The organism is Micromonospora sp. NPDC050784, from assembly GCF_044456765.1.
GTDB lineage: Bacteria > Actinomycetota > Actinomycetes > Mycobacteriales > Micromonosporaceae > Micromonospora > Micromonospora foliorum.
Map to the genome: position 1 here is coordinate 78,334 of NZ_JBITGG010000012.1, position 23,804 is coordinate 102,137.

Consider the following 23,804-nt stretch of genomic DNA (forward strand, 5'->3'; position numbering starts at 1 on the left):
TGAGCTCTTGCTCGGCGGGTTGGCCGCTCACACGCCCGTCGAACAATATCGACGGGCGTGTGGGCGGCACTTTAGGATTCCCGCGGTCAGCGGTCGCGCAGGGCCGCCGCCAACTCCCTGCGCGACCCGATGCCCACCTTGGTGAAGACCTTGCGCAGGTGCCACTCGACCGTCCGCGGGCTGAGGAACAGCGCGGCTCCGATCTCCGGGTTGGTCCGCCCCGCCACGGCGAGTCGCGCGATCTGCGCCTCTTGTGGAGTGAGCTCGACAGGTACGCCAACCGTCCGCTTGCGGACGGTCTCGCCGGTGGCGAGAAGTTCCCGGCTGGCCCGCTCGGCGAATGCCTCCGCACCCATCGTGGCGAACGCCCCATGAGCGGCGCGCAACTGGGTCCGGGCATCGGCGCGGCGGTTCTCCCGGCGCAGCCACTCGCCGTACAGCAGTCGGGCCCGGGCTAGTTGCAGAGTGAGCTGGCCCGGGGCCAGCCGCTCGATCGCCTCGCGGTACCGGTCCTCGGCCTGCCCAGACGGTCCTGCCAGGGCGTCGGCGAGGGCCCCGGCGCCGAGTGCCCAGTCGGTGCCGGATGCGCCGACCCGCTGCGCAAGACGCTCGCGGGCCTCGGCGGCCACGTCGGCGTCCCCGACTCGTACGGCGGCCTCGACCAGCTCGCCGAGCGTCCAGTTGAAGACGGCTAGGTCTTCGTACTCGGTAGCCTGACGTGCGGCTTCCAGCGCGGCCGGATACTGGCCGAGCCCGTTGGACAGCACCGCCCTGGCGTAGCCGGCCAGGCCGAGCAGGCGACCCTCGCCGCGCGCCTCGGCGTCCTTGATGGTCGCGTCGATCAGCTCCATCGCGGGCAACTCCCGGCCCCGGTGCGCGGCCAGGGTGAGCGATGCGGACGGATGCGGCGCCATCCCGGTGGCCTGGGCGAGGCCATCGGCCTCGTCGAGCAGGTCGGACGCGTCGGCGAAGCGCCCGGCGAACACCAGGGCGCCTGCGCGGAAGGTCAAGGCAGTGGGGAGCAGCGACAGCCCTCCGGTGGTACGGGCGAAGCGGACCGCCTGTTCGGTGAGCCGATACCAGGCCGCGTCGTCCCACACCTCGTGCGCGACCGGCCCGGCCAGCCAGAGCAGGTGCAGATTCTCGTCCGCCGTCATCGTGTCGAGGGCCCGGCGGAGGTGCGGCACGGCGGGCACGTACCCGTCTAGGGTCCACGCCGTGAGGCCGGTCAGGAACAGGCCAGCGGGCTCGCCGCCGGCCGGCACGCCGCGGGCGGCTTCGGCCGCCCGGCGCAGGTCACCGCCCCCGAGGCGGCCGGCGTGCACGGCGGCGCCCACCGCCGAGAGGTACGTCATCCGCGCCGCACGGAGATCGAGTTCTTCAAGGCGGCGAGCAGCCGCGAGCAGTGGCGGCCCGGCGGCCCTGCCGGGGTTGAGCGCGAAGGCGGCTTGCGCCCGCAGACGCTCCACCCCGGCCTGCTGCAACGGTTCCAGTGGACCCGACTCGGCCGCCGCCAGCAGATCCGGCACCTGATTGAGCTCCCCGGCCTCCAGTCGGGCCCGCGCGGCGCCCAACGCGCGTGCGGCACGCGACTTCGGGTCCGGGGTCAGCTCGGCGGCGCGCTCAAGGAAGGACGCAGCGGCGGACCGGCCGCCCCTGGCGAGCGCACGGCCGGCCGAACGCTCCAGTTCACCGGCGACCTCCTCGTCCGGGCCGAGGGCGGCGTGCGCCCGGTGCCAGGCGCGGCGGTCGGGATCCTGCTCCGGGTCGGTCGCCTCAGCCAGCGCACGGTGCACCTCACGCAGCTCCGCGGCCTCGGCCGACCGCCAGGCGGCCGACCGCACCAGCGGGTGACGAAACCGTACCCGGGCCCCGAACTCGACGAGCCCGGCAGCCTCGGCCGGCGCGGCGGCGTCGGGCCCGACCCGCAACCGATCGAGGGCGCGCCACAGCAAGGTCACGTCACCCACCGGCTCGACCGCTGCGGCGAGCAGGAGCCGGCGGGTGTTCGCCGGAAGCGCGGCGATGCGTCGTTGAAAGCCCTCTTCCATCCGGTTCACCAAGGGCGTCGCGGCCTGTCCGCCGAAGCCGAACGCCAGCTGCGCCGGTGTCAGGCCGCGCGGCAGTTCGAGCAGTGCGAGCGGGTTGCCGCGCGTCTCGGCGACGATCCGTTCGCGGACCCGGTTGTCGACCGGCCCGGACAACACCGAGTCCAACAGCGCCCGCGCCTCCGCGGCCGGCAACCCGTCGACGCGCAGTTCCGGCAGGCTGCCGAGGATCTGTTCGTCCCCCGGGCTGCGGGAGGCGAAGACCAGCGCGATCGACTCCTCGTCCAGCCGGCGGGCGACGAAGGTGAGGATGACCTCCGACATCCGGTCCATCCACTGCACGTCGTCCACGATGCAGACCAGTGGCCGTTCCGACGCGGCCTCCGCGAGCAGACCGAGCACGGCGAGGCCGATGAGCAGCCCTTCCGGCGGGTCGCCGGGGCTCAGCCCGAAGGCGGTGGCGAGGGCGACTCGTTGCGGCTGCGGCAACGCGTCGAGGTGACCGAGCAGCGGTGCGCAGAGTTGCTGCAGTGCCGAGTACGCGATCTCGGACTCCGGCTCCACCCCGGCGGCCCGGGTCACCCGACCGGCGGAAGCGTTCTCGCTCAGGTAGTCCAGTAGTGCGGTCTTACCGGCACCCGCCTCGCCGCGGAGCACCAGCACCCGGCTGTGTCCGGCACGGACGTCGCGCAGCAGCCGGTCGAGCGTCTCCCGCTCGCGCCGCCGCCCCCGCAACACGAAATTGTCGGTGTTACCCGGCACGTCACCCCTCCCCGACGGACAGTACACCGACTGAGATCACCAACCCCGCGTACGGCCTGCTCAAGGCTGCGGTCCCGCACCCGCCGACAGCGCGAGGGGCCGTGCCGGAGTCAGGAGCCGAGGCCGGCGGCCCGCGCCATGTGGTCGGCGTACCAGCTCGGCCAGTCCGGGTCCTCGTGACCGAGCACGGCCTCGTGCCGGCCGTGCGCCACAGCGGCGTCACGCAGAGCCTGTTCCACCTCAGGCACCGAGCCGTAGACGACGTGGGTGACACGTCCCGGGTGGCGTGCGGTGACCTCCTGGAGCACGAAGCCGTTGCCGTCCGGGTCGCTGAACGACGCGAACGAGCTGTACGACCGCCGATCAGGCTGTGGGCCGGTCACCCGGTCGCGGGTACCGGCGTGGTGGAACACGCCACCGGCGTCGTGGAAGACCTCGCTCACCTCGATCCCACGGGCGACCAGCTCCGCCCGGGCGGCGACGACGTCGTCCACCACGAGGTGTACGCCCTGCACCGATCCCGGTGCGGCGTCGGACACTCCCTCCCCGATGATCAGGGAGGAAGCCGAGCCGGGCGGGGTGAAGTGCACGACGCGGAAGCCGTCCGGGGCGATATAGTCCACGTCCTGCCGGAAGCCGATGTTCTGGTAGAAGTCCCTGGCCCGGTCCACGTCCGAGACCGGCAGGACGATGACCTCGAGCTTGAAGTCCACGATCTTCACTCCTCCGCCGCGCGGGACGCCGTTCGGCGTCCGGTCCTCACCGTTGCGCACCGGACTCGGGTGTCGCCCCAGGGAGAATCCCTGGCAGGTGCCCTGGGCCTCACCGGCCCAGCGCGTCGAACAGGTGCAGCCAGATCTCGCTCCGGGTGGGGAACGCGGGCCGATCGGAGGCCAGTGCCTGCGCCAGGGTGTCTCCCTGGGGCCGTCGAACGGCGTGGCCGGGAGAGTCGTCCGGGTAACCGCCAAGACCGGCAGAAAGCTGACCCTCGGATGTCTCCCCTCCTTCGCATCTACCTCGTCCGTGGCCTCGTCGCGATCGGCTGGGCCGCCGGATTCTCGGCCGTCGGCGACTCGCTCACCGCCACTGCCGTCGTTCTTCTGATCGCCTACCCACTCATTGACGTGGTGGCCTCGCTGCTCGACGCCCGCGAGGATCCCGGCACCCCGGCCCGTCAGCTACAGATCTTCAACACCACGCTCAGCGCCGTCGCGGCGCTCGCCCTCGGGCTGGCAGCCGTCAGCGGGGTCGGCGCCGTGCTCTTCACGTTCGGCGTCTGGGCGATCGTCTCCGGCGTGGCTCAGTTCACCGTCGCCGTCCGCCGCAACAGCCCGGAACTCGGCCGCCAGTGGCCGATGCTGATCGCGGGCGCTCTCTCGGTCATCGCCGGTGCGACGTACCTGCCCGCCGCCCTCGGCGCGGAACCGAGCCTCAGCATGCTGATCCTCTACACCGCGGCCGGCGGCGTCTTCTTCGTCCTGCAGGCCGCGACCCTGGCCTGGCGGCTCCGCCAGCGGACCGTTCGGGCCTGATCGACTATCGACGCCGTCGTGGTGGAGCCCTGTAGTCCGGGATTGCTTCCGGTATGGGGGCTGCTCAGACTTGCAGCACCGCGTCGGCGAAGGCCTGGGGCGCCTCCTGCGGCAGGTTGTGCCCGATGCCGCCGCTGATGGTCCGGTGTTCGTACGGGCCGGTGAACTGCTTGGCGTAGACGCTGGGGTCCACGTGGGGTGCGCCGTTGGCGTCGCCTTCGAGGCTGATCGTGGGCACCGTGATTTTCGGTTTCCCGGCCAGCCGTTGCTCGACCTCGTCGTACTGGGGTTCGCCTTCGGCGAGGGCCAGTCGCCAGCGGTAGTTGTGCACCACGATGTCGACGTGATCGGGGTTGTCGAACGAGGCGGCGCTGCGCTCGAATGTCGCGTCGTCGAACGTCCACTTGGGGGAGGCCGTCTGCCAGATCAGTTTGGCAAAGTCGTGCCGGTTCTTGTCGTACCCTTCCCGGCCGCGTTCGGTGGCGAAGTAGTACTGGTACCACCAGGCGAGTTCGGCCTTCGGGGGCAACGGCGTCTTCCCCGATTCCTGGCCGGCGACCAGATAACCGCTCACCGAGACCAGGCCGTCGCACCGCTCGGGCCACAGCGCGGCCACGATGTCGGCGGTCCGGGCGCCCCAGTCGAATCCGGCCAGCTTCGCCTTCTCCACGTTGAGGGCGTCCATGAGCGCGAGGGCGTCGGCGGCCATGGCCGCCGGTTGGCCGTTGCGCATCGCGTCGCCGGAGCGGAAGCGCGTCGTGCCGTAGCCCCGCAGGTGCGGCACGATGACCCGGTAGCCGGCGTCGGTCAGCAGGGGCACGACCTCCACAAAGCTGTGGATGTCGTACGGCCAGCCGTGCAGAAGCAGCACCACAGCACCGTCGGACGGGCCCGCATCAACGTAGCCAACGTTGAGTACGCCGGCGTCGACCTGTTTCACATCGTCGAAGGACGCCGTCGATCCCGCCTTCGCGCTGGTCCCCGCCATCTGCTACTCCTCCTGCTGAACCGCCGCAGCGGTGTGCCAGTCGGCGCATGAAGGCTAAGTTCTCGCGACCGGCGTCGTTCGAGGTTTGCGCAAGGCTGCTGGAGCCGAGAACGAGGTGGGTACGATGCGCCGGAGGTCGCCTCGCTGCCCGTCAAGCTCGCCCGCAATGCACCACTCGCTCACTACCAATGCTGGCCAGTGCCCCGACGAGGCGCAGTCACCACGGACCGGATCGGTGATGCGCACTGGGCCGCGGGTGTCTCAACGGTCGACTCAGTCGACGCCAAGCCCGTGCAGCCTCAGCGCGAGTTGGTCGAATCGGGTGCCGCGTCGCCGCCGCTGCTGGCCGGTGGGGCGTTGACGAGGACCTGCATCAGATCGTGCAGTTGTTGGACGAGAGCGCCTTGATCCATGCCGGCGAGGGCCGGGGTCGCGATGATCTTTCGCATCAGCCACACTCCGGCGATCAGGGAGAGAAGCAGTTCCGCACGTGGGGCGGCATCCGGCCCGGGCAGGGTATCGGTCAGGCGCCTTCCGACGTGCTTTTCGATGCCCGCACGGATGATCTCGGCGGCTCGTGGATTGGCTGCGGATCGCAGCATCAGCAGGAACGGGTCCAGGTCGTCTGCGTCTGGTGAGGTCCGCGCAGCGAGCCTGGTCGCCGTCTCTGCGCTCAGCTCGCTCGGGTCGTCGCTGACGACGGTTCGCGGAGCGAACGAGCGGTCGACCGCCTCGGCGAACAGCTGTTCCTTGGAGCCGAAGTAGCGGTTGACCAGCATTGCGGTCACTCCGGCGCCCCCGGCGACCTCGCGTACGCCGGCGCCGTCATAGCCCAGGCGCGTGAACGCCTCTATCGCTGAGTTCAGGATCGCTTCGCGGGTAGCGCTGGCATCGCGCCGCCGAGGACGGTCGCCGGATCCGTCTGTGTCTGCCGTCACGTCTACGAGTGTAGACTACTTCGTTCGGCCCTGTCTACAGTCGTAGACATACCAGCCTGAGCGAAAGAAGAGGAGAGTCTGATGGACCTGCAACTGACCGGCAAGCGTGCCCTGGTGACCGGCTCAAGCTCCGGGCTCGGTGAGGCCATGGCGCGACTGCTCGCCGCCGAAGGTGCCCAGGTGGTCGTCCACGGACGGAGCGAGAAGCGCGCCACGGCGGTGGCCGAGGCGATCCGGGCAGACGGCGGGAAAGCCGACATCGCGCTCGGGGATCTCACCACGGACGAGGGTGCGGACGCGGTAGCCACAGCGGCTCTAGCCGGAGGCCCGGTCGACATCCTGGTCAACAACGCGGGCGCTTACAAGCACCTTTCTTGGACGGACGCCACGCCGGACTCCTGGCGCGAGACCTACGAGGGCAACGTCATCTCCGGCGTACGGATGATCCAGCGACTGGTGCCCTCCATGCGCGAGCGTGGCTGGGGGCGCGTCATCACCATTGGTGGCGGTCTCGCGACCCAGCCGTTGTTCCAGCACCCGCGGTACAACGCCACCCTCGCCGCTCGACACAACCTGGCGGTATCGCTCGCCCGGGAACTGAAGGGCACAGGCGTGACGTCCAACATCGTCGCGCCCGGAGCGATCCTCGTCGAGGCCGTCAAGGACCTGCTGATCGAGATTGCTCCCGAGCGGGGCTGGGGCGAGACCTGGGAGCAGATCGAGCAGGACGCGACGGACGCATTGGTGCCCAACGACATCGACCGACTTGGTCGGCCGGAGGAGATCGCCACGGCGGTCGCCTTCCTCGCCAGCCCGCTGGCCGGTTACATCAGTGGTGCCAACATCCGCGTCGACGGCGGCGCCATCCGCAACGTCACCTGAGCCTCAAACCCATCGCCGCCACCCCGTGGGGTAGCGCTGGCGGGTGTTACCAGACGTCCATGCGGCACCTGGTTGATGCTGCGGGCCTGGCCGGTACCGGCCAGGCCCGCAGCCGTCCGCCCGGGTCGTCGCGCGGCCGTCGGGAACCACAGCCGGAGCCCCCAGCCCCGAGACCAGCCCACACAGGTGCTGACGCGCCCGCAGTCGCGGCTCCGCCCGCCGAAACCGAGGCCCGATCCGCGCATGCAACCGGTCCAACTCGCCATGCCATCGATCGACATCAGCGTCCGTCACAGTCGGACCAACGAACGCGAACCGCGTTCCGGTGTTGCCGGTGCAGCCGAACGACCCGTCCGATCCCAGCCCGCTCCGCGTGCTCGGCGACCACGCGTCGAAGCCGTCTGGCGCCCTTGCCCACCTCCGTCTGCCGCCGAGGCGCCCGCATGACGTACCGCATCGAAGAGACGCACTGTCCGATCACGGCCGAGGATATAGCGATGCTGCCCCGAGCTTCCGGGCGTCGGGCTGTCGCTGAGCTTGGCGTGGTACGCGACCAGCACGCCGACCTCGCCGACCGCCCGGTTCGGCAACGGTTCCGTCTGACCAGAGCTGGTGTTCAGCGGATCACGGGTTCGTCGGGTGGTAGCGACCGCACCTCGGGTTTGTGGCGCCGGGCAAGGTGATTGATGCCAGTCATGGTGGCAGCGATCACCGTGATGAGGATTGCCAGTGGTAGCGGCTGACCGTCGAAGTGCTGCATCACCGTGTTGGAGAGCAGCGTGTCGGGATGAGCCATCCGGCGAGGAATCCGGTGAGTCCGACGCCGATGATGACGGCGGGCCGGTGGCGGCGGACCGCGAAGGCGGCGGCGACAGCGGCGGTGGCGGCGGTGAGGATCCCGATGACCGTCGGCACGGCGTCGAGAACGTAGACGCCGTGGCGTCCCCACTCTCCGGTGCCTTTCCAGGCGAGGATGCCGAGCGGGACGAGGGCCCACCAGAACAGGCGCGGCCGGGGCGCGGTCCACCGCTCGCGGTCGGCGATCGCGAGCAGGACGAGGATCGAGACCGGTACGGCGAATGCGAAGAGCAGTTGGCCGATGTGGATGCCCATGCCGGTGCCGTTGGACACGTCGAAGACGAACCAACCAACGGTGACGGTCAGGAATATTGCTTGCAGGGTGAGGGCGGTCCGGGTCGCGCCGCACAGCCAGGCGATCAGCGGTGCGAGGGGCAGCAGGCCGAGTGCGAGCAACGCCGGCCAACTGGAGATGATGGCCGGCATGTCGGCGGCGAGGACGGCGCCGGTGAACAGGTCCAGGGTGCCACCGGCGGGCTGGGTGCCGGCGGCGACCAGCAGGGCACTGAGTCCGGTGGTGAGGGCAGCGGTGGTGACGGGCGTCGTAAGTCGCAGCCGGATCGCCAGCGCGATGATGTTGAGTGTCTCGTGTCGGCTCGGGTGTCGACGGCCATCGTCGAGGTCCAGCAGCAGACCGAGCAGTTCTTCGCCGCGGGCGGTGCGGTGCGTGGCTGGCAGCAGCCGCAGCAGCCGTCGATATCGTCGTTCCAGAGGGCTCATGCCCGGGCTCATCCGATGGTCCCAAGGCGCGGGGCGTTGCGGGAGGCACGCTTGTTGAGGCGCTCCTCGGCGAGCCGGACCGCGGCGGCCATCCGCCGGCTCTCGGCGCGGATGGCGTCTGCCCCCGCGTCGGTCAGTTTGTAGAAACGGCGCAGCCGGCCCTTCTCCACCTCGTCATGGTCGGGGGCGATGAGCCCTTGGGTGACTAGGCGGTCGAGGGCCCCGTAGAGGGTGCCAGCGCGTAACCGGATCCGGCCGTCGGTCATCTCGTCGACCTCCGTCACCACGGCGTAGCCGTGTCGGGGTTGGTCGGCGAGGGCGGAGAGGATCAGGAACGTCTGCTCACTGATATCCATGAACTATATATACCGCACCGCGATATATATAGCAATGATGTCACGTGTGGGAGTGGTGCAACGCTTGGCGCTCGTCGTGGTCGCCGTCGCCCGGCCGAGCAGCCCGCGCCAACGTCGTGACCAGCGGCGTCCGCCGCCACCCTGCACAATGCAGCCGGGTACGCACCGCTGCGGGCACCTGCGTCGTGGAGCAACCCTTTCACTGCGACGACCCGACGACCGCCTTCCGAGTCGGGACGCCGGACAGCCGACGCTCCCTCGGTGGAGGGAGCATGTTCGCCTCTACTGGGGGAGGAACGATGACCCGTCGGCACGGATCATCGGCCTATGGCTGTCGATGTGTCGGTGCATGGTTCTGGTGCGGACGGGCCGGTTGTCGACCGGGCGCGTCGGGCGCGGTTGACCCGGTTGGTGGTCGGCTACGGGGTTGTCGCCGCGGTGGTGCCGTATCTGTTGCTGAAGGTGCTGTGGATCGGCGGGGTGATGCTCGGTGTGCCGGAGGGTTCGCCGGCGAGTGGAGCGGACTTCGTCGGTCCGAACATTGTCACTGCCGCGATGGACGTGGTGGCGGTCCTTGTCGCGTTGGCCTTCACACACCGCTGGGGGCTGCGGCTGCCGGTGTGGCTGGTGCTGGCGCCGGTCTGGGTCGGGACCGGGTTGCTGGCCCCGGCCGTGATCGAGGTCGTCAATGGCGCGTTGGCCGGAGCGGTGACCGGTGGCCGGGAAGTGAGTCTTGCCGGTGGACTCGTGGCCCCGTGGGTCTATGTGGTGGTCTACACGTCGTTCGCGTTGCAGGGCCTGCTGCTGGGGGCTGCCTTCGTGAGGTATGCGCGGTCGCGCTGGCCGTACGTGTTCGACCGGCTCTCGGCTACCGGGATCGGCGCGACCCGTGGTCTACAGGTGGTGCTCGCCTGCGCGGGTGGCGCCGCCGCTGTCGCGGTCGCGGTCGCCCACCTGGTGATGGCGTTCAGTGCGGAGGGCGCTTTCGTGGGGGCCTACCAGGAGGGTTGGGAGTACACGGCTCGCTCGGGCGAGGTGGTGAACGCGGCGATGGCGGTGTCCGCCGCCGTCGGCGTACTTCTCATGCTGCGCTGGCCGGCCGGTGGCAGTCGCACGGCGGTGCCGGCGGGGTTGGTGCTGACCTGGATTGGCACGGGCGCGATGTTCGGGTATGCGTTGCTGACCCTCCTGGCGGTGGTCCTCGGCGCGCCCGAGTCTGACAACGTCACCGCTCTGAACGGGCTCACCCAGCTGGGTGCGCTGCTCGCGGGGCCGGTCCTGGCGATCACCGGCGCCCTGCATCTCCTCGAACGCCGCACCAGCAACCAGCACTCTCCGCTGCCAGGGGACAGGCTGTGACGGCGGCGGACCGCCTCGGCCGTGTCCGCGCCCGGGACCGGTACGGCTACGCGGCTGCGATCCTCACCGGTGGTCTGGCCGTGTTGGCTTTCCTGTGCGCGGCAAGCGGGCAGGGCTATCCGTTCGGGCCAAATGACCCGGTTGATGACATGTCGCTGATCCGTGCCGTTCCGGCGGGGGTCGGTGCGGCACTGCTGGCAGGCGTCCTGTTCGTGTCGATGCTGATCATGCTCGGGATGGAGGGTCGACGTGCCGCGCGACCGGGTGGTGCTGGTCGGGCTTCGATGCTCGCGCTGGGGTGGGCGGCGGTGGTCGTACTGCTGTTTGTGGTGCCCGACATTCGGCTCCTGGCCCTGGTCGCCTACCTGCCGATGCTCGTTGTGGGAGCGCCGTTCGGTTGGCCGGACGTCGATTACAGCTCCATCGTCACCGCGCCGATGGCCTGGCAGGGCGTGAGTGTGTCCGCAGGAGTGCTGGTGGCTATCAGGATGGTGCGGTGGCAGCGCGGCAGTCGGGGCGCCTGCGTCGCATGCGGCCGGGTGCACTCCCGCGCCGGATCGTCCTCGCGCGCGGCCACGGTGGGCCGATGGGCGACAGGCGTCGCAGTCGCCGTGCCATTGCTGTTCGCGGCTACCCGGTATGCCTGGATGGCCGGTGTTCCGCTCGGTATCAGTGACGCGGCGATGCGGCATCTGCTGGACACCGACGGGCGATGGCGTGGCGGCGCACTGGCCACCTTCGCCGTGATCGGGGCGGGGCTGACGCTGGGACTCGTGCAGCACTGGGGAGAGGTGTTCCCCCGGTGGGTCTTCCGGATCGGGGGAAGGCGGGTGCCAGCGCGCCTGGCCGTGATCCCGGCCATGGTGGTCGCTGTGTTGATCATGTCGGCCGGGCTGGGGCTGCTCAGCAACACTGACATCCTTTTCGGCGAACTCGGGGCGCAACCGTGGCTGGTTGGTATTCACGCGCTGTGGCCGATATGGGCGATCGCGCTCGGTGTCGCGGCCTACGCCTACTACCTTCGTCGCCGTGGGCGATGTGCCACCTGCGGCTCCGGCGACGACGAGCTGAAGCGAGACGATAGGAGACGCGATTGTGCGTAAGACGACCCGTGGGCTACAGGTCTTCTCAACACGACCGAACGTCCTCACACCTGGACGTACCATCTGATGGTCTGGGGTGACGGATTGCTGCCCAAGGGTCACCAGCGCAGCGGCACCTGACAGGTGCGCAGAACACGCGGTCTGCGGAACCAGACCAGCACAGGTGTCAGAGATAGCTGTCAGTCAGTTCATCATTACGTACCGTCAGCACATCGTCGGCGATCAACCACCACAAGATCGGCAGGACACGTTCTAGCGACACAGCTGGTCAGGTGCGCTGGGCGATGACGCGGGTAAAGCCGAGATGACGGCCGGCATCGGCTTGCAGCATTCGCACTTCCCGGGGAACGAGCTTGCGGGCGGTCTCGTTGTCGGTCGTTTCCAGGACGGCTTCGCTCCAGACCAGCCAGTCGCGCCACCCATCCTCCAGGAAGTCGGCGCGCACGTCGTCGACGACGCCGCTGCGACTCCACAACTGCTTCCACCAAGCCGGCGTGTGGAAAGTCCAGAAATCCGGTTCCCAGTGCGGCTTGAGGTGCTCCGGTAGGCCGTCGTCGAGTTCCGTGACCAGCCCCGGCACAACGATGCCGAGATGGCCGCCGGGAGCCAGGAAACGGCTCAGGTACGGCAGGTATCGCTCGTCGGTGCCGAAGTAGTGGTAGGCGTCGACGCTGACGATGGCGTCGAAGTAGCCCTCGGCGAACGGCAGGTCATGTGCCTCGGCCAGCAGCGGCGTGACGAGCTTGGCCTGGCCCGCGGCGTCGATCCTGCGCCAGTTCTCGGTGGGCTTGATCCAGAGATCGGCGGCAACGACCTGAACGTCGAACTCCTTCGCCAGGAAGATCGAGGTGATGGCCCTGCCACAGCCAAGGTCGAGCACACGAGCGCCAGGCGCAAGGCGAAGCTCGGAGCACAGCCATTCGAGCAGCCAGAGCGCGCTCGGACCCATCCAGTTCTCGATCATCCAATGGGGGTCGTAGTCAGCGCTCCTCGGGAACCGTGGCCGGTTCAGCCGCTGCTTCAGATCGATGACCATAGGGCAGGATGGCACCCCCGGACGGAGACGTCGACCGATTTGACGGCCGAGGAAACCGCGCCAGCCCCAGTACGACGAGAACGACCCGCGATGCTGCACATAACTCTCGCGCCTCAATAGTGAATCTCGAGTGGCGGCCCCGGATGCAAAATCGGGGGCCGCCTTCTTGATTCGGTTCAGTTCAGGCCGCGACGCGGCGGCACTTCGCCGCCTTGGTGTTGTCGCGGCCGCTGTGGCGGGTCACCGCGGGTAGTGCTGGATGTTGCTGGTGGTCTTGCCGTCTACGGACGTGGCGGGGAGGGTCTCCGGGGCGTGGCCCTCTTCCACCCAGTTGACCAGGGCGTCGAGGTCGGCGCCCGGGTTGACCAGCGGACCGGTGCTGAAGAGCGGCGTTCCGCAGTGGTCGACGCCGGGCAGCAGGAAGAGGCGGTAGAAGTTGTCGACGCGCTTGTTACCGCCGAGGGCGGCGTTGACGTGCTTGCGGTAGTCGACCGTGCCCTGGGTCGGGATCAGCTGGTCTGATTGGCCGTGCCAGGTGAGCAGCTTGCCGCCAGCCTTGGCGAAGGTCGACAGGTTCGGGTTGTTGTTGGCGATGATGTCGTCGTACTGCTTGGTCGCCGAGGTGAAGAGCTGCGTGAACGTCTTGTAGGTGAGCTTGGTGCTGTCGAACGACGGGTTCTTCGTCACGAAGTACTTGGCCCATTGGTCGGGAACCTGGAAGGGCGCGCCGGGGTTGGCGATGAAGTTGAACGCGGACCCCTTGTTCTGGCCGTACCAGAGCTTCTTGCCGGACGGTGAGACCGGGCCGGCCCAGATCTTGTTGACCGCGTCGGCCACCGCCTTGGTGATGGTGATTTCCTCGCCTTCGCAGACGACCTTCTTGCCGACCAGGCGACGGGCGTCCCACTTGCAGTCCTGCGGGTTGTGGATGACGCCGTCCTTGACGCCGTCGAGGGGGTCGCAGGCCGTGACTGCGGCGGTGTTGAAGGCGGCCAGTTCGCACTGCGACGGAGCGACCTTCTCTTCGTTGTAGACGGCCTGCGACCACAGCGTGGCGATCTCGAACCGGTTCCACTCGATCGCCGGAGCGTTCGCGAGGATGCCCTGGAAGTCCGTCGGGTAGTTCTGTGCCTCCGAGTAGCTCTGGCGGCCACCGGTCGAGCAGCCGGTGAAGTACGAGTACTTCACCGTGCGCTGGTAGAACTTGTTGGCCACGTCCTTGCCGATGACCGCCATGTCGTGCACAGAGCGGGAGGCGAAGTTGGTGAGCAGGCCGGTGTTGATCTTTCCGTCGGTCAGCCCCCAGCTGGCGTCGAGGCCGCCCTTGACGCCAGCGTCGGTGGCCGCGCCGACGTATCCACCCTTGACCGCGCTGATCAGCGGGACGCTTAGATCGCTGAGGTCGCCGGCGGAGTAAGCGCTGCCGCCGGTGGCCTGGAAACGTCCGTTCCAGTTCTTCGCATCCTGAGGGAGCGAGACCTTGATGGTGACGGTGTCATTCGCGCCCGGGTGGGTCACGACCACATTGATGTCGCACCAGGCAGGCACGGCGTTGATCGGCGGATTCTGCGGGAGCCCCGGGGTGGAGGGGAACGTGAAGTCGCCGCCGGCCTTGGAGACAGCCTTGACCGACACCACTGACGTGCCAGACGGCGCGGAAACGGGAACGGCGGCGCAGGTGGCAGCGGCGGTCGTGCCGCCGTCGCGGGTAGCGGCGTTGACAGCTACGGGCGTGAGGGAGGCCGCTAGTGGTACTGCTGCGGCCATCAGAATCATCAAGCGTCGCTTCATACCTATAACCCTCATCCAACTGGGGCGACCTGACCCCAGGGTGAGGCACTGGTGTGCACCCTGGCCGAGGACCCGAGGCACTCGCGCGCTCCGTGACGGCCCGCGCAGCGGCGCTCGTCGGCGCTTTCCGGGTTGCTCGACGAGCGCACTGTCCGGCCCTTCAGGAGTGCATCTGGCCCTGGCCCCAGAAGTCGAAGCATTCCTCGACCGGCGTCCGCAGCCCGACCGCGTGGACCAGTTCGGCGGTCACCGGCTGCCCTCTGGCAGGTGGCAGTAGCGCAATTCCAGGTCGCTGCGACCTGAAGACCTAGCGGGCTGGCGGACGCCGATCTTGGTTGTCTCTACAGGAGGTGGACGCCGGTCAATTCTTCGCTGAGCGTCCACACATGCTGGGCCTGAGCCGTGTCGACCGCGTGTGGCGCGACCCCCGAGAGGTCGTTGGAGCCACCGAGGTCCGCGGTGTCGGCATCGGTGTCGCGGGCGAGCTCGGCGATGTCGCAGCTCTCGCAGTAGACGCCGTCCATGCCGGCGAGCTGGAGGGCTTGTGGCGCACCATACGCTCAACCTCGCCGTCGTGCCGGGGGCAACGCGTCTGGATCCTGAGCACCGTCTCGGTGCGGGAGCGCGCCGGCACGCACGTGGTAAGCGGCCGTTCGCCGATTGAAATCGAAATTCACCCTGTCGTGACCATTGGTGCGATCGCCCAGGGGAGACACCCCGCGGGTGCCAGAGGGTGCGGCCGTGCCACGCCCGCACCTCGGAACGTCCGGTCAACCACCGATGGCCATGCTGCGGGCTTCGATGGCTTCGACCGTATTCTTCAACGCCTTACCCAGCACGCCCTTGCCGACCGAGCCCAGCACAACGCCTGTCAGTCGGCCCTTGAAGTTCTTGCCCTCGCGGACCACCACGACGTCCAGGACCGTCGTCCCGTCCCGCTCCGGCCGCAACGTATAGGTGTGACCTGACCTGCCGCCCCAGATGTTGGAATCGGTCGTCGTCATGGTGATACGGCGGGGGTTCGACCAGTCATAGCGCAGACGCTCCCAGATGCCGCCCGAGCCTTCCGTGACGTCAGCCCAGCCGGGGCCCTGGCTGTGCACCGTCAGATACTCGTCGGCGCTGTTGCCAAACACCTCCGAGCGGCCCGGCCCGAAGTCGGTGAGTGCGGCAAGAACCTGCTCCGGCGTCGCGGTGGTTCTCTGAACGAAGTGAATCACGGACATCGCGTTCTCCTGGATCTCCCGCGGACTGACGTCCTCTCAGAGTTCCCGACCGCGGAGCCTGGCGAGCCCGTGTCATACCCTGGTTCTCCGTTCCAACTCACTGGTCGACGCCAGTGGATCGGCCATGAGTGGTCGGTCGTTTACTCGCCCCGCGATGGCCTCCCGCGTGCCGATTTTCGCCTGGCGCCGCCAGGGTGGCCGGGGTTCAGCCACGACGGTGCGGGCACCGTCACGAATGGTCCAGAAGACGCGCTTACCGTCCTGGTGGAAGGTGCCGGCCGTGATCACACCGGGCCGGCTCGTTCCCGGTGCCCGCAGGCCCTTGGGCTCGGCGGCGATACCCGGGTCACCGTCGTCACCGCTCGACGCCTCACACCGGGCTGTGGTCACGTCCAGGCCGTGAAGGCGAGCTGACGTGAGGTTCCCCGACTACGCTCCGGCCGGGGAGAAGCTCGTCGGGTCGGTCAGGAGCCCGGGGTCCCAAGCGGTGAAGGGCGAGAGCCCAGCGGCAGTCCACCCTCGTCGCCTACACAGGCTACAGACACCTGCCCTCTAACGAACACCATGAAGGGGAAGACCGTGAATGACGACGTCACCCAGTACATCAACAAGACGCAGCCCTGGCAGATCGACGTATGCGAAAAGCTGCGTGCGATGATCGGCGAAACTATTCCAGGTGTCGAGGAGCGGCTTCAGTACGGCAAGCCGCACTACTTCAAGAACGGCCATCACGCTGCCGTCATCGCCGTGGCCAAGTCCAAGGTCTCGTTCATGGTCTTCAACGCAACGGACATCCCCGAGGTCAAGGGATTCCTGCGGGCGATGGGAAACGGTGAACGCAAAACCGTCGACATCACGGAGGGACAAGACGTCGACTACGGCACGCTCGCCGGTTTCCTGGGCAAGACCACGGCGGCCTTGTAGGCGCAGCGTGTCCACCGTGACAGGGAACGCGCCCACCTGATCCGGCCGATCAGGCTGAATACACCTCCGTTTGCACCAATGGAGGCGGGGGCCACCGGGCCGCCACCTCACAGCGCCCCACACGAGGTCACGCCGGTCGCGCCCGAGTCCGCTACCAAGGCTGCGGCCGGCGATCCGTCCACTTCCGCGGCGCGCTGAGGCGGCCTGGCTGAAGCGGCTGGTGTCCAGGTCGGTTCAGCGAGCCGCGGTGGGGCCTTTCGCACACACCCCACCGCGGTCCCTGCTTGGGCGCCGTCCTGGTCATCGACCGGTCAGCAACGCGCCGCGGCCACCTGGATGGTTTCCGTGGTGGGAATGTAGTGCTGGCCCGGGTCCAGGCTGTCATCGGTCAGGAGCCAGCTGCCGCCGGTGAGGGTCCATTCGTAACCGCAGTAGCCGGGACCGATGTAGTAGCCGGCGGCGTTCGCCCAGAATTCGCTCGTACGGTGGCCTGCGGCGAGCACCGTGTCGTAGTTTCCGCGCGTGTAGTTGCCGTCCCGAACGTGGATGACCCCCACGCCGATTTTGCTGCTGTTGAGGATGTAGTTGGACGCCGCGCTGGCCGGGGCAGCCACGGCAAGTGTGGCTGCGGTCATGCCCAGAGCGGCGCCCACAGCGACGGCCTTTTTCGGCAGATACAAGGCTCGGTCCTCTCTCTTCGCGGCACCGTCTCGACGCCGACGACTCCGTGCCGGCCCGGGCGGGCGGCATCTGTTAGGGACGATCGTGCCGAATCGATGTTGGATTCTTGTTGTCTTGTTTCGAGCGAGCTCGTTGAGTCCATCGAGGGCACCACGGCTACCTGCATCACCACTCGCCCCGCTGCGCACCCTGATCGCCGCCGCTTCGGGCCTGCGCGCCGCCGAATCTGCTGTGTGCAGGGTCCTGGCCCGGCCCGCCACCGTCCGGCAGATCCGCGGGTTACGCCGCGGCGTGCAGAGCCCGCGCACCGGACACCCACCGCGGAATCTGTTCGACCCCGCCACCTGGCACTCCTCGCTCGGTGACGGAGTAACGCACGCCGCCCTGCCGCTGCTCGCGTTGACGTTGACACGGGATCCGATGGCGCTCGCGGTCGTCACGGCCGCCGGGACACTGCCGTGGCTGCTCTTCGGGGTGCTCGGCGGTGCGCTGGTGGACCGTTGGGACCGTCGGCGCACGATGTGGGTCGTGGACGCGGCGCGTGCGGTGCTGCTCGTGATGCCGGCGGCAGCGGCCGCGCTCGACGTGCTGAGTATTCCACTTCTCGCGGCCGTCGCGTTCCTGCTCGGCCTCGGTGGACTGTTCTTCGACACGGCCGCGACGGCCTATCTGCCGGATCTGCTCGGCCGGCACCCCCCGCTCCTGGAGCGCGCCAACGCCCGTCTGCGTGGCGCCCAGACCGCCGCGTCCGGCTTTCTGGGGCCGCCTGCGGGCAGTGCCCTGCTCGCGCTCGGGCGGGCGGTTCCGCTGCTCGCCGACGCGGCGTCGTTCGCGCTGTCCGCCGTGCTCGTACGGTCGTTGCCTGCCGTGCCCCGGCCCGTACCGCAGGTCCGTGAGTCGCTGCTTCGGCAGGCGCGGGCCGGGGCCTCGTACGTCTTCCGGGATCGGTTGCTGCTCGGGCTCGCGCTGCGTCCGGCGGTCGGGAACATCGCCTTCCTCGCCGTGGAGACCGTTCTCGCCCTCTTCGCGCATGACCGGCTCGGCATCGACACCTACGGCTTCGGCCTGCTCCTCACGGCGGAGGCCACCGGCGGTCTGCTCGGCGCGGGCATCGCCTCCTTCCTCGGCCGACAACTCGGCACCGGCACCGCGCTCACCTGCACGGCCGCCGTCGAAGGGCTTGCCATCCTGGGCCTGGCGGGTGCCCCGAACCCGTACCTGGCCGGGCTGGCGCTCGCCGTCTGCGGGGCGGGCATGGGCGCCACGATGGTGCTCGGCCCCTCCCTCCGGCAGGCGATCGTCCCCGCCCACCTGATGGGCCGGGTCGCCTCCACCTCCCGCATGCTCGCCATGTGCGCCGCGCCCCTCGGGCCGTCCTCGGCGGCTGGTTGGCCGCCGCCTACGACGTACGCACCCCGCTCTACGCCGCCGCCGGCATCCTCCTTGCCATGACCGCCGTCACGGCCACCATGACCAGCATCCGCAGAGTCGAATCGGCACTACGCGACGCCGCCACGACTTCCGAAGAAGGACGCCCGGAACCCGACGGCCCGATTCACGAAAGCGCACCCGAATCGCCGAAACCCATTGGGGTTTCGGCAGGGTGAGCGTTCGGCGGATGGCCTTGCTCGTCGTCGTGAGCGTCGAGAGGCACGAGGACCTCGCCATTGACTGCTCATCTCATAGGTGGGCGGCCCGTCCCGTCGTGCTTGTGTGGCGCCACATGCGCCCAGCCGGGCGAGGACCGCGATCGGCCCTGGCCCGCGACAGCGAGAGGCCGCAGGTCAGGGCCGTTGCGTTGATGCACCGTCAGGCCGGCACGTGACCTGCCGTCCAGCACGCCGAGTGGCTGTGGCAGGCGACGTACGCCGTAAGCGCATCGTGCAGTGCTGCCAGTCGCGTTGCCGAGAGTCCGGCGGCGATGTTGTTGAGCTGGTGGGGGTCGATGGTGCGGTCGTAGTACTCCCGTTCGCCGTTGGAGTACTCGACGTAGGTGTAGGTCGCTGTCCGTAGGGCCTCGTAGGTGATTGGGCTTCCGTTGCGCCGGTCCTGGGCGTCGGGGTCGTCGGCTGCCTGGTTGGGGCCGTGGTGCTCGATCAGCGCCCCGGTACGCCAGTTCGGCGCCGGGTCGCCCTGGGCCAGGGGAAGCAGGTTGCGTCCGTCGACGTGCGTGCCGACGTCGGCGGCGCCGATGCGCTGGAAGGTTGGTGCCAGGTCGATGTTCTGCACGATCTCGGCACGCTGCGATCCGGGGACGACGCCCGGCCCGGCGACGACGAGCGGAACCCGCACGTCGGTGTCGAAGGCGGTCTGCTTGCCACCGGTCAGCCGGTACTCGCCCATGTGGAAGCCGTTGTCGGAGCTGAACACCACGTAGGTGTTGTCGGCGATGCCGCTGGTGGTGAGCTGGGCGCGCAGGTTGCCGATCAGGCGGTCGACGGCCTGTACGGACTGGGCGCGCTTGCGGAAGTTCGTGTCCAGGGTGCTTTTCTCCTGCGCGGTCAGCGGCCCGTTTCCGGCCAGCCAGGACGGCGGGTTGGTGGGCAGCTGGTCGTACGCCGCGGTGCGCGGGGCGGTGAGTCCGGGGAAGTCGTCGAGGTCCTGGTTGGCCGGGGTGAACGGGCTGTGCGGGGCGAAGGTCGAGACCTCCAGCAGGAACGGTGTGTTGGCTGCGGCCGAGCGTTGGATGAAGTCCTTGCCCTTGCGGGACAGCACGTTGGTCAGATAGTCGGCCGGTTGGTTGCCGTAGTGGACGACTGTGTGGTTCTCGTTGAGGTCGTAGTTGTACTCGGAGTACCCGTTGCCCGCCACGTACCACTCCGACCAGCCGGGTGGGACGTACGGCAGCGACCCTCCCTGCGTGTCCGCCGGCAGGTAGCCGTTGAGGTACTTGCCGAGGAAGCCGGTCCGGTAGCCCTTGCCCTGCAGCGCCGTCGCGAAGGTTCGGTTCTCGTTGCCCCGGCCCTTGAAGACCGCGAACCCGCCGTCGGCTCCACCATTGGTGAACACGCCGGTGTCGTGTGGGAACTGGCCGGTCAGGATCGACGAGCGGGACGGGCAGCACAGCGAGTCGGTCACCGTGTAGTTGGTGAAGGTGACCCCCTCGCTCTGTAGTCGCTGCACCTGCGGCAGGTATTGCACGAGGTTCCACGCGAGGTCATCGACGAGTACGAAGATGATGTTGGGTGCGGTGGCGGCGGGCGCCGGGGGAGCGGGCTCGGCGCCGCGTGCCGGTGTCCACGCGGCGAGCAGAGTCAGCCCGGCCACGAGAGTGGCGGCGAGGAGGCGTCGATAGGTGATAGCCATGCGGCCAAGCCTGGTTAAAATTTGTCAGCATCTATTCAACAAGTGGTGATGATCCGATCAACACTTCGACCGGCCTCACGGCCCGGCCCGTCGGATTCCTGGTTTCGGCGGCCACCACGTCCGACCATTCCTGGTACGTCCGGACGCAGCCCCCGCGGTCAGGCGGATTGCCGGTGGCGGCCGAGTGACAGGAGCAGGCCGGCGGCGGCCAAGGCGATGCCGGCGGCGGCGGTGTATGCAGGGAGTTGGTCGGGAACGCCGAGGTGGACGGTGATGCCGAGGATGCGGGACAGGCCCCAGGGCAGGAGGGCGAGCTGGTCATTCCACACCGTCAGCGCGCGTTCCAGACCCACTACCGAGACCAGGGCGGACAGCACACCGAGGGGTACGCCCGCGGCGGTGAGGGTCAGCCCGACGGCGCTTCGGCGGCGCAGGCCGTACCGGTCCCGCAGGACCACGGCGACGGCCACGAACAGCCAGCCGAACGCCGCGAACGCGACGGTGACGTACGCCGCGCGCAGACTCGGCGCGGTCCAGAAGGCGAACCAGTAACCGCCTGGCCCGCGCCCGGCGAGCGCCGCCAGCAGCAGCACGCTGCGCAGCAGCGCGACGCCGCCGACCACGGCCCACAGGTGGAACGGATCCCGGCGACCGACGACGAGGCGTACGACGACTGTGAACAGCGCCCACCCACCGAGGGTGACCAGAAGGTGCGCCGGCGCGACGAACCAGGTCAACACGAGCCGGCTCGCCACCAGCACCACGGCCGGGACCAGCCACACCAACACTCGATCCGCCCGCGTCCTGGGCGTCGGCAGCGCGGCGACCCGCCACGGTCGGAGCGCGCCGAGCAACAACCCGCGCGCGGCGGTTGCGCCGAACCCGCGCCCGTACAGGCCGAGCAGCACCACCAGCAGGATCGCCCCGAGCATCGCCCGGGCCGCCCAGGCCATCGCCGGGTCCCGGTCGGCGCGCAGCGCCCCGAGGTCGGCGGCGGTGAAGTTGTACGCGGGCAAGTCCAGGTCGGCGCCGTAGCGCTGCCGGTGCGCGTCACGCGCGTCCTGGTATGCCGCCGCGGCCCGCCGCCAGTCGTGGCGGGCGATCGAGGCACCCGTGTCCAGCCACTGCGCGTGCCGCAGCACCATGGCCCGGTACGCGCCCAGCGTCTCGAACAGGTCGACCTGGTAGTCGAGAGTCGCGGTGAAGCGCCCGCGCAGTTCGGCGTCGCGCCAGGTCGCCGGTTCGGTCGCGGCGACCAGGTCGCGCATGCGCCGGGCCAGCACAACGGCCTGCGTGCCCTCCTCGATCGCCTCGTCGACGCGGCCGCCGGTCACCGCGTAGATGCTGTCCAGCGCCGCGGAGTCGCCGGTCGGGATGTCCCACTCGAAGATCCACATCATGGGCGGCGGTTCCAGCCCGAGCGCCCGCACCGACCGGTCCGCGTACGGGCCGATGTAGAGGCCCTTGGTGACGGCCTGCCGGGACAGCGCCATGGCCTGCCCGATCGCGGCGACGGTGGCCGGGTCGCCGGAGAACGTGCGGTACGCCCAGTCCGCCGTGACCTGCGCCGGGTCGACGTGCGGGTCCCAGGCCAGGCGGCCGACGGCGTACGTGTTGAGGTCGTAGAGCTGCCAGAATCCTGCGCGCAGGTACAGCGACATGGGCCCGGCGCGCAACGGACCGCCGTCCTGGGTCCAGTTCCAGACACCCTCGACGTTCGGATTGGCGGCAAGGAATGCGCGCAGCGCCTCGCGGTGCAGCGGGCCGAGGTCGTTGGGCAGCGAGCCGAACGCCTCGAACTCGCGCCGGGCCTGGAACTCCACGATGCGGCGATGCCCGCCGCCCAGCAGGGTGGTGTTCAGCGGTAGGTGGCTGTAGAAATCGCCCAGGGTGTACTTGGTGGACACGATCAGATGCGGGTCGTCGAGCCCGCCGAGGACCTGCGCGTACGACACCGGGTTGGTGTGCAGGTCGCCGACGGCACCGACGCCCACCGTCCAGGTGCGGAAGATGATCTCCTTCCCGGCTGGGCCCGCGGTGTCCAGCAGCGCCCGCAGCATCGCGCGCACGGACGTTTCCGTGGTGACCGCGAGCCTTGACGAGTAGTCCCAGCCGGTCCCGGCGTACACCTCGCCGCCCTCGCCGACGCGGACCATCAGGCCGTCGACGAACGGCATGCTCTCGAACAGCTCGGCCAGACCGGCCTGGTAGACCGCCCACAGCCGAGGGTCGGCCGCGTCGAGGCCGCCGACGGTCCGCGTCAGGTATGCCTCCAGCGGGGGCGACACCGCGAGCATGTCGGTCAGCAGGAAGACCCGCACGCCCATGTCCTCGGCGTACCGGAAGACGGGGCCGAACGCCGCGACCATCGCCCGTGCCCGGTCGACGTGCGGGTCGCCGGGCGGGTAGACCGCGCGCCCGTCGCCGACCTTCACGAACGTGACGTACTCCAGGAAGCCGGGCACGACGATCGCGTTGAATCCCTGCGCCACCGAGTGGTCGACGAACTGCCGAAACTGCGCGTCGATGCGGGCCACCGCGCCAGCGTCCACCCACGGTGCGCGAGGCAGCACCGCCGACCCGACCACGTCCGTGTTCAGGCCATAGTCGTCGCCGGCGGCGAAGACGGCCGGGTCGGGCTCGCGCCCCACCGAACCCGCGTCGGTCAGCCGCAGGCCGAGCCGGGGGACGACCACCCGACCCGCGTCCGCCGCGGGGAGCACCTCGGCACCGGAGCGGATCCGGTCGGCCAGCCGGTACATCCCGGCTGCCACGCCCGCGACGTCGCCGCCCTGGACGGCCAGTTCCGCGCCGCGCACGTCGAGCCGGTAGGACTCGGGCGTCCCGCTCAGGGTGGCCAGCACGTCCGCCCGCAGCGTGCTCACCGCCGACAGGTCCGGGGCCGCGACGCGCGCCGTGCCGGTGCCCGGCGCGGCCGTCGCGGACCCGGCCGGGCTCGACGCGGCCGGGACGAGCACCGGCCGGGGCAGGCCGCGGAAGACGACCGCGTCGGCGACGGCGGCTGCGGCCTTCCTGACGCGCGGCTCGTCGGGCACAACGAGGGACGCCAACGGCGGGACCGGTGCGGGCGTCCGCGCCGGGGCGGCGACACCGTCCTCGCGCGGCACGGCAGCGGGGGCGTGGCTCAACCCCAGCGTGTCGCCGACCCCCCAGGCCGCGGCTGCGCCGAGCGCCAACAGGACCGCCGCGGCGACGAGCAGCGGGTACGGCCTGCGGACCTCGGCAACGTGAGCCACGCTCGCATGGTAATAGCCTCACCGCCCCGTCTTCGAC

Annotated in this window: 20 protein-coding genes; 6 read left to right on the forward strand and 14 right to left on the reverse strand. The window is 69.5% G+C overall.

Going from position 1 to position 23,804, the window contains the following annotated elements; all coding sequences use genetic code 11:
- Positions 1-86 precede the first annotated feature (86 nt).
- Complete coding sequence (locus ACIBD9_RS18115) at positions 87-2,810, reverse strand: AAA family ATPase (RefSeq protein WP_396718998.1); 2,724 nt, start codon at positions 2,808-2,810, stop codon at positions 87-89.
- A gap of 110 nt (positions 2,811-2,920) precedes the next feature.
- Positions 2,921-3,523 (reverse strand): VOC family protein, encoded by a 603-nt coding sequence (locus tag ACIBD9_RS18120; protein WP_396719000.1) that lies wholly within the window; start codon positions 3,521-3,523, stop codon positions 2,921-2,923.
- A gap of 279 nt (positions 3,524-3,802) precedes the next feature.
- Here ACIBD9_RS18120 and ACIBD9_RS18125 point away from each other — a divergent pair, with 279 nt between their 5' ends.
- Positions 3,803-4,342, forward strand: coding sequence for a DUF308 domain-containing protein (locus ACIBD9_RS18125; protein ID WP_396719002.1), 540 nt, complete (start codon positions 3,803-3,805; stop codon positions 4,340-4,342).
- Positions 4,343-4,406: 64 nt separating this feature from the next.
- Here ACIBD9_RS18125 and ACIBD9_RS18130 read toward each other — a convergent pair whose 3' ends face one another.
- Together ACIBD9_RS18130 and ACIBD9_RS18135 are read right to left on the reverse strand one after the other, a co-directional pair.
- Entirely contained in the window at positions 4,407-5,330 is a 924-nt protein-coding gene (locus ACIBD9_RS18130) for an alpha/beta fold hydrolase (protein ID WP_396719004.1), read from the reverse strand.
- 299 nt (positions 5,331-5,629) lie between these two features.
- Positions 5,630-6,268 carry a TetR/AcrR family transcriptional regulator gene (locus tag ACIBD9_RS18135; protein ID WP_396719006.1) on the reverse strand — a complete coding sequence of 213 codons (639 nt, stop codon included), beginning with the start codon at positions 6,266-6,268 and terminating at the stop codon, positions 5,630-5,632.
- 81 nt (positions 6,269-6,349) lie between these two features.
- Here ACIBD9_RS18135 and ACIBD9_RS18140 point away from each other — a divergent pair, with 81 nt between their 5' ends.
- Positions 6,350-7,150: an SDR family NAD(P)-dependent oxidoreductase gene (locus ACIBD9_RS18140; RefSeq protein WP_396719008.1), complete on the forward strand. Its 801-nt coding sequence runs from the start codon at positions 6,350-6,352 to the stop codon at positions 7,148-7,150.
- Between the two features lie 616 nt (positions 7,151-7,766).
- Here the strand turns inward: ACIBD9_RS18140 and ACIBD9_RS18145 are convergent.
- From ACIBD9_RS18145 to ACIBD9_RS18155, 3 genes are read right to left on the reverse strand one after another with little or no spacing between them, the layout of a single operon-like run.
- Positions 7,767-7,946: a hypothetical protein gene (locus ACIBD9_RS18145; protein WP_396719010.1), complete on the reverse strand. Its 180-nt coding sequence runs from the start codon at positions 7,944-7,946 to the stop codon at positions 7,767-7,769.
- Positions 7,910-8,728, reverse strand: coding sequence for a hypothetical protein (locus ACIBD9_RS18150; RefSeq protein ID WP_396719012.1), 819 nt, complete (start codon positions 8,726-8,728; stop codon positions 7,910-7,912). The genes ACIBD9_RS18145 and ACIBD9_RS18150 overlap by 37 nt, the downstream gene beginning before the upstream one ends.
- A gap of 8 nt (positions 8,729-8,736) precedes the next feature.
- Complete coding sequence (locus ACIBD9_RS18155) at positions 8,737-9,084, reverse strand: PadR family transcriptional regulator (protein ID WP_387172757.1); 348 nt, start codon at positions 9,082-9,084, stop codon at positions 8,737-8,739.
- Positions 9,085-9,411: 327 nt separating this feature from the next.
- Here ACIBD9_RS18155 and ACIBD9_RS18160 point away from each other — a divergent pair, with 327 nt between their 5' ends.
- Together ACIBD9_RS18160 and ACIBD9_RS18165 are read left to right on the forward strand one after the other, a co-directional pair.
- Positions 9,412-10,443 carry a hypothetical protein gene (locus tag ACIBD9_RS18160; RefSeq protein ID WP_396719014.1) on the forward strand — a complete coding sequence of 344 codons (1,032 nt, stop codon included), beginning with the start codon at positions 9,412-9,414 and terminating at the stop codon, positions 10,441-10,443.
- Entirely contained in the window at positions 10,440-11,546 is a 1,107-nt protein-coding gene (locus tag ACIBD9_RS18165) for a hypothetical protein (protein ID WP_396719016.1), read from the forward strand. Before ACIBD9_RS18160 ends, ACIBD9_RS18165 begins: the two co-directional genes overlap by 4 nt.
- Positions 11,547-11,814: 268 nt before the next feature.
- On the opposite strand, the gene ACIBD9_RS18170 is transcribed toward ACIBD9_RS18165, so the two are convergent.
- The 4 genes from ACIBD9_RS18170 to ACIBD9_RS18185 all read right to left on the reverse strand — a co-directional run bounded on the left by ACIBD9_RS18170 (position 11,815) and on the right by ACIBD9_RS18185 (position 15,599).
- Positions 11,815-12,582 carry an SAM-dependent methyltransferase gene (locus ACIBD9_RS18170; RefSeq protein ID WP_396719018.1) on the reverse strand — a complete coding sequence of 256 codons (768 nt, stop codon included), beginning with the start codon at positions 12,580-12,582 and terminating at the stop codon, positions 11,815-11,817.
- Positions 12,583-12,822: 240 nt separating this feature from the next.
- Positions 12,823-14,217 carry a tannase/feruloyl esterase family alpha/beta hydrolase gene (locus ACIBD9_RS18175; protein ID WP_396719020.1) on the reverse strand — a complete coding sequence of 465 codons (1,395 nt, stop codon included), beginning with the start codon at positions 14,215-14,217 and terminating at the stop codon, positions 12,823-12,825.
- 497 nt (positions 14,218-14,714) lie between these two features.
- Positions 14,715-14,897, reverse strand: coding sequence for a hypothetical protein (locus ACIBD9_RS18180; protein ID WP_396719022.1), 183 nt, complete (start codon positions 14,895-14,897; stop codon positions 14,715-14,717).
- Between the two features lie 246 nt (positions 14,898-15,143).
- Positions 15,144-15,599: an SRPBCC family protein gene (locus ACIBD9_RS18185; RefSeq protein ID WP_238657742.1), complete on the reverse strand. Its 456-nt coding sequence runs from the start codon at positions 15,597-15,599 to the stop codon at positions 15,144-15,146.
- 579 nt (positions 15,600-16,178) lie between these two features.
- On the opposite strand from ACIBD9_RS18185, the gene ACIBD9_RS18190 reads away from it, so the two are divergent.
- A complete protein-coding gene (locus tag ACIBD9_RS18190; RefSeq protein ID WP_396719024.1) occupies positions 16,179-16,523 on the forward strand; it encodes a DUF1801 domain-containing protein in 345 nt (114 codons plus the stop codon).
- Positions 16,524-16,834: 311 nt separating this feature from the next.
- Here ACIBD9_RS18190 and ACIBD9_RS18195 read toward each other — a convergent pair whose 3' ends face one another.
- Complete coding sequence (locus tag ACIBD9_RS18195; RefSeq protein ID WP_396719026.1) at positions 16,835-17,203, reverse strand: hypothetical protein; 369 nt, start codon at positions 17,201-17,203, stop codon at positions 16,835-16,837.
- A 232-nt stretch (positions 17,204-17,435) separates the two neighbouring features.
- On the opposite strand from ACIBD9_RS18195, the gene ACIBD9_RS18200 reads away from it, so the two are divergent.
- The gene (locus tag ACIBD9_RS18200; RefSeq protein ID WP_396719028.1) at positions 17,436-18,656 is read left to right on the forward strand and encodes an MFS transporter; all 1,221 of its coding nucleotides are present in this window, start codon (positions 17,436-17,438) and stop codon (positions 18,654-18,656) included.
- Positions 18,657-19,013: 357 nt separating this feature from the next.
- Here the strand turns inward: ACIBD9_RS18200 and ACIBD9_RS18205 are convergent, their stop codons facing one another.
- On the reverse strand, positions 19,014-20,510 hold the full coding sequence (locus ACIBD9_RS18205) for a sulfatase (RefSeq protein WP_396719030.1): 1,497 nt from the start codon (positions 20,508-20,510) through the stop codon (positions 19,014-19,016).
- A 158-nt stretch (positions 20,511-20,668) separates the two neighbouring features.
- Complete coding sequence (locus ACIBD9_RS18210; RefSeq protein WP_396719032.1) at positions 20,669-23,767, reverse strand: hypothetical protein; 3,099 nt, start codon at positions 23,765-23,767, stop codon at positions 20,669-20,671.
- Positions 23,768-23,804: the final 37 nt, after the last annotated feature.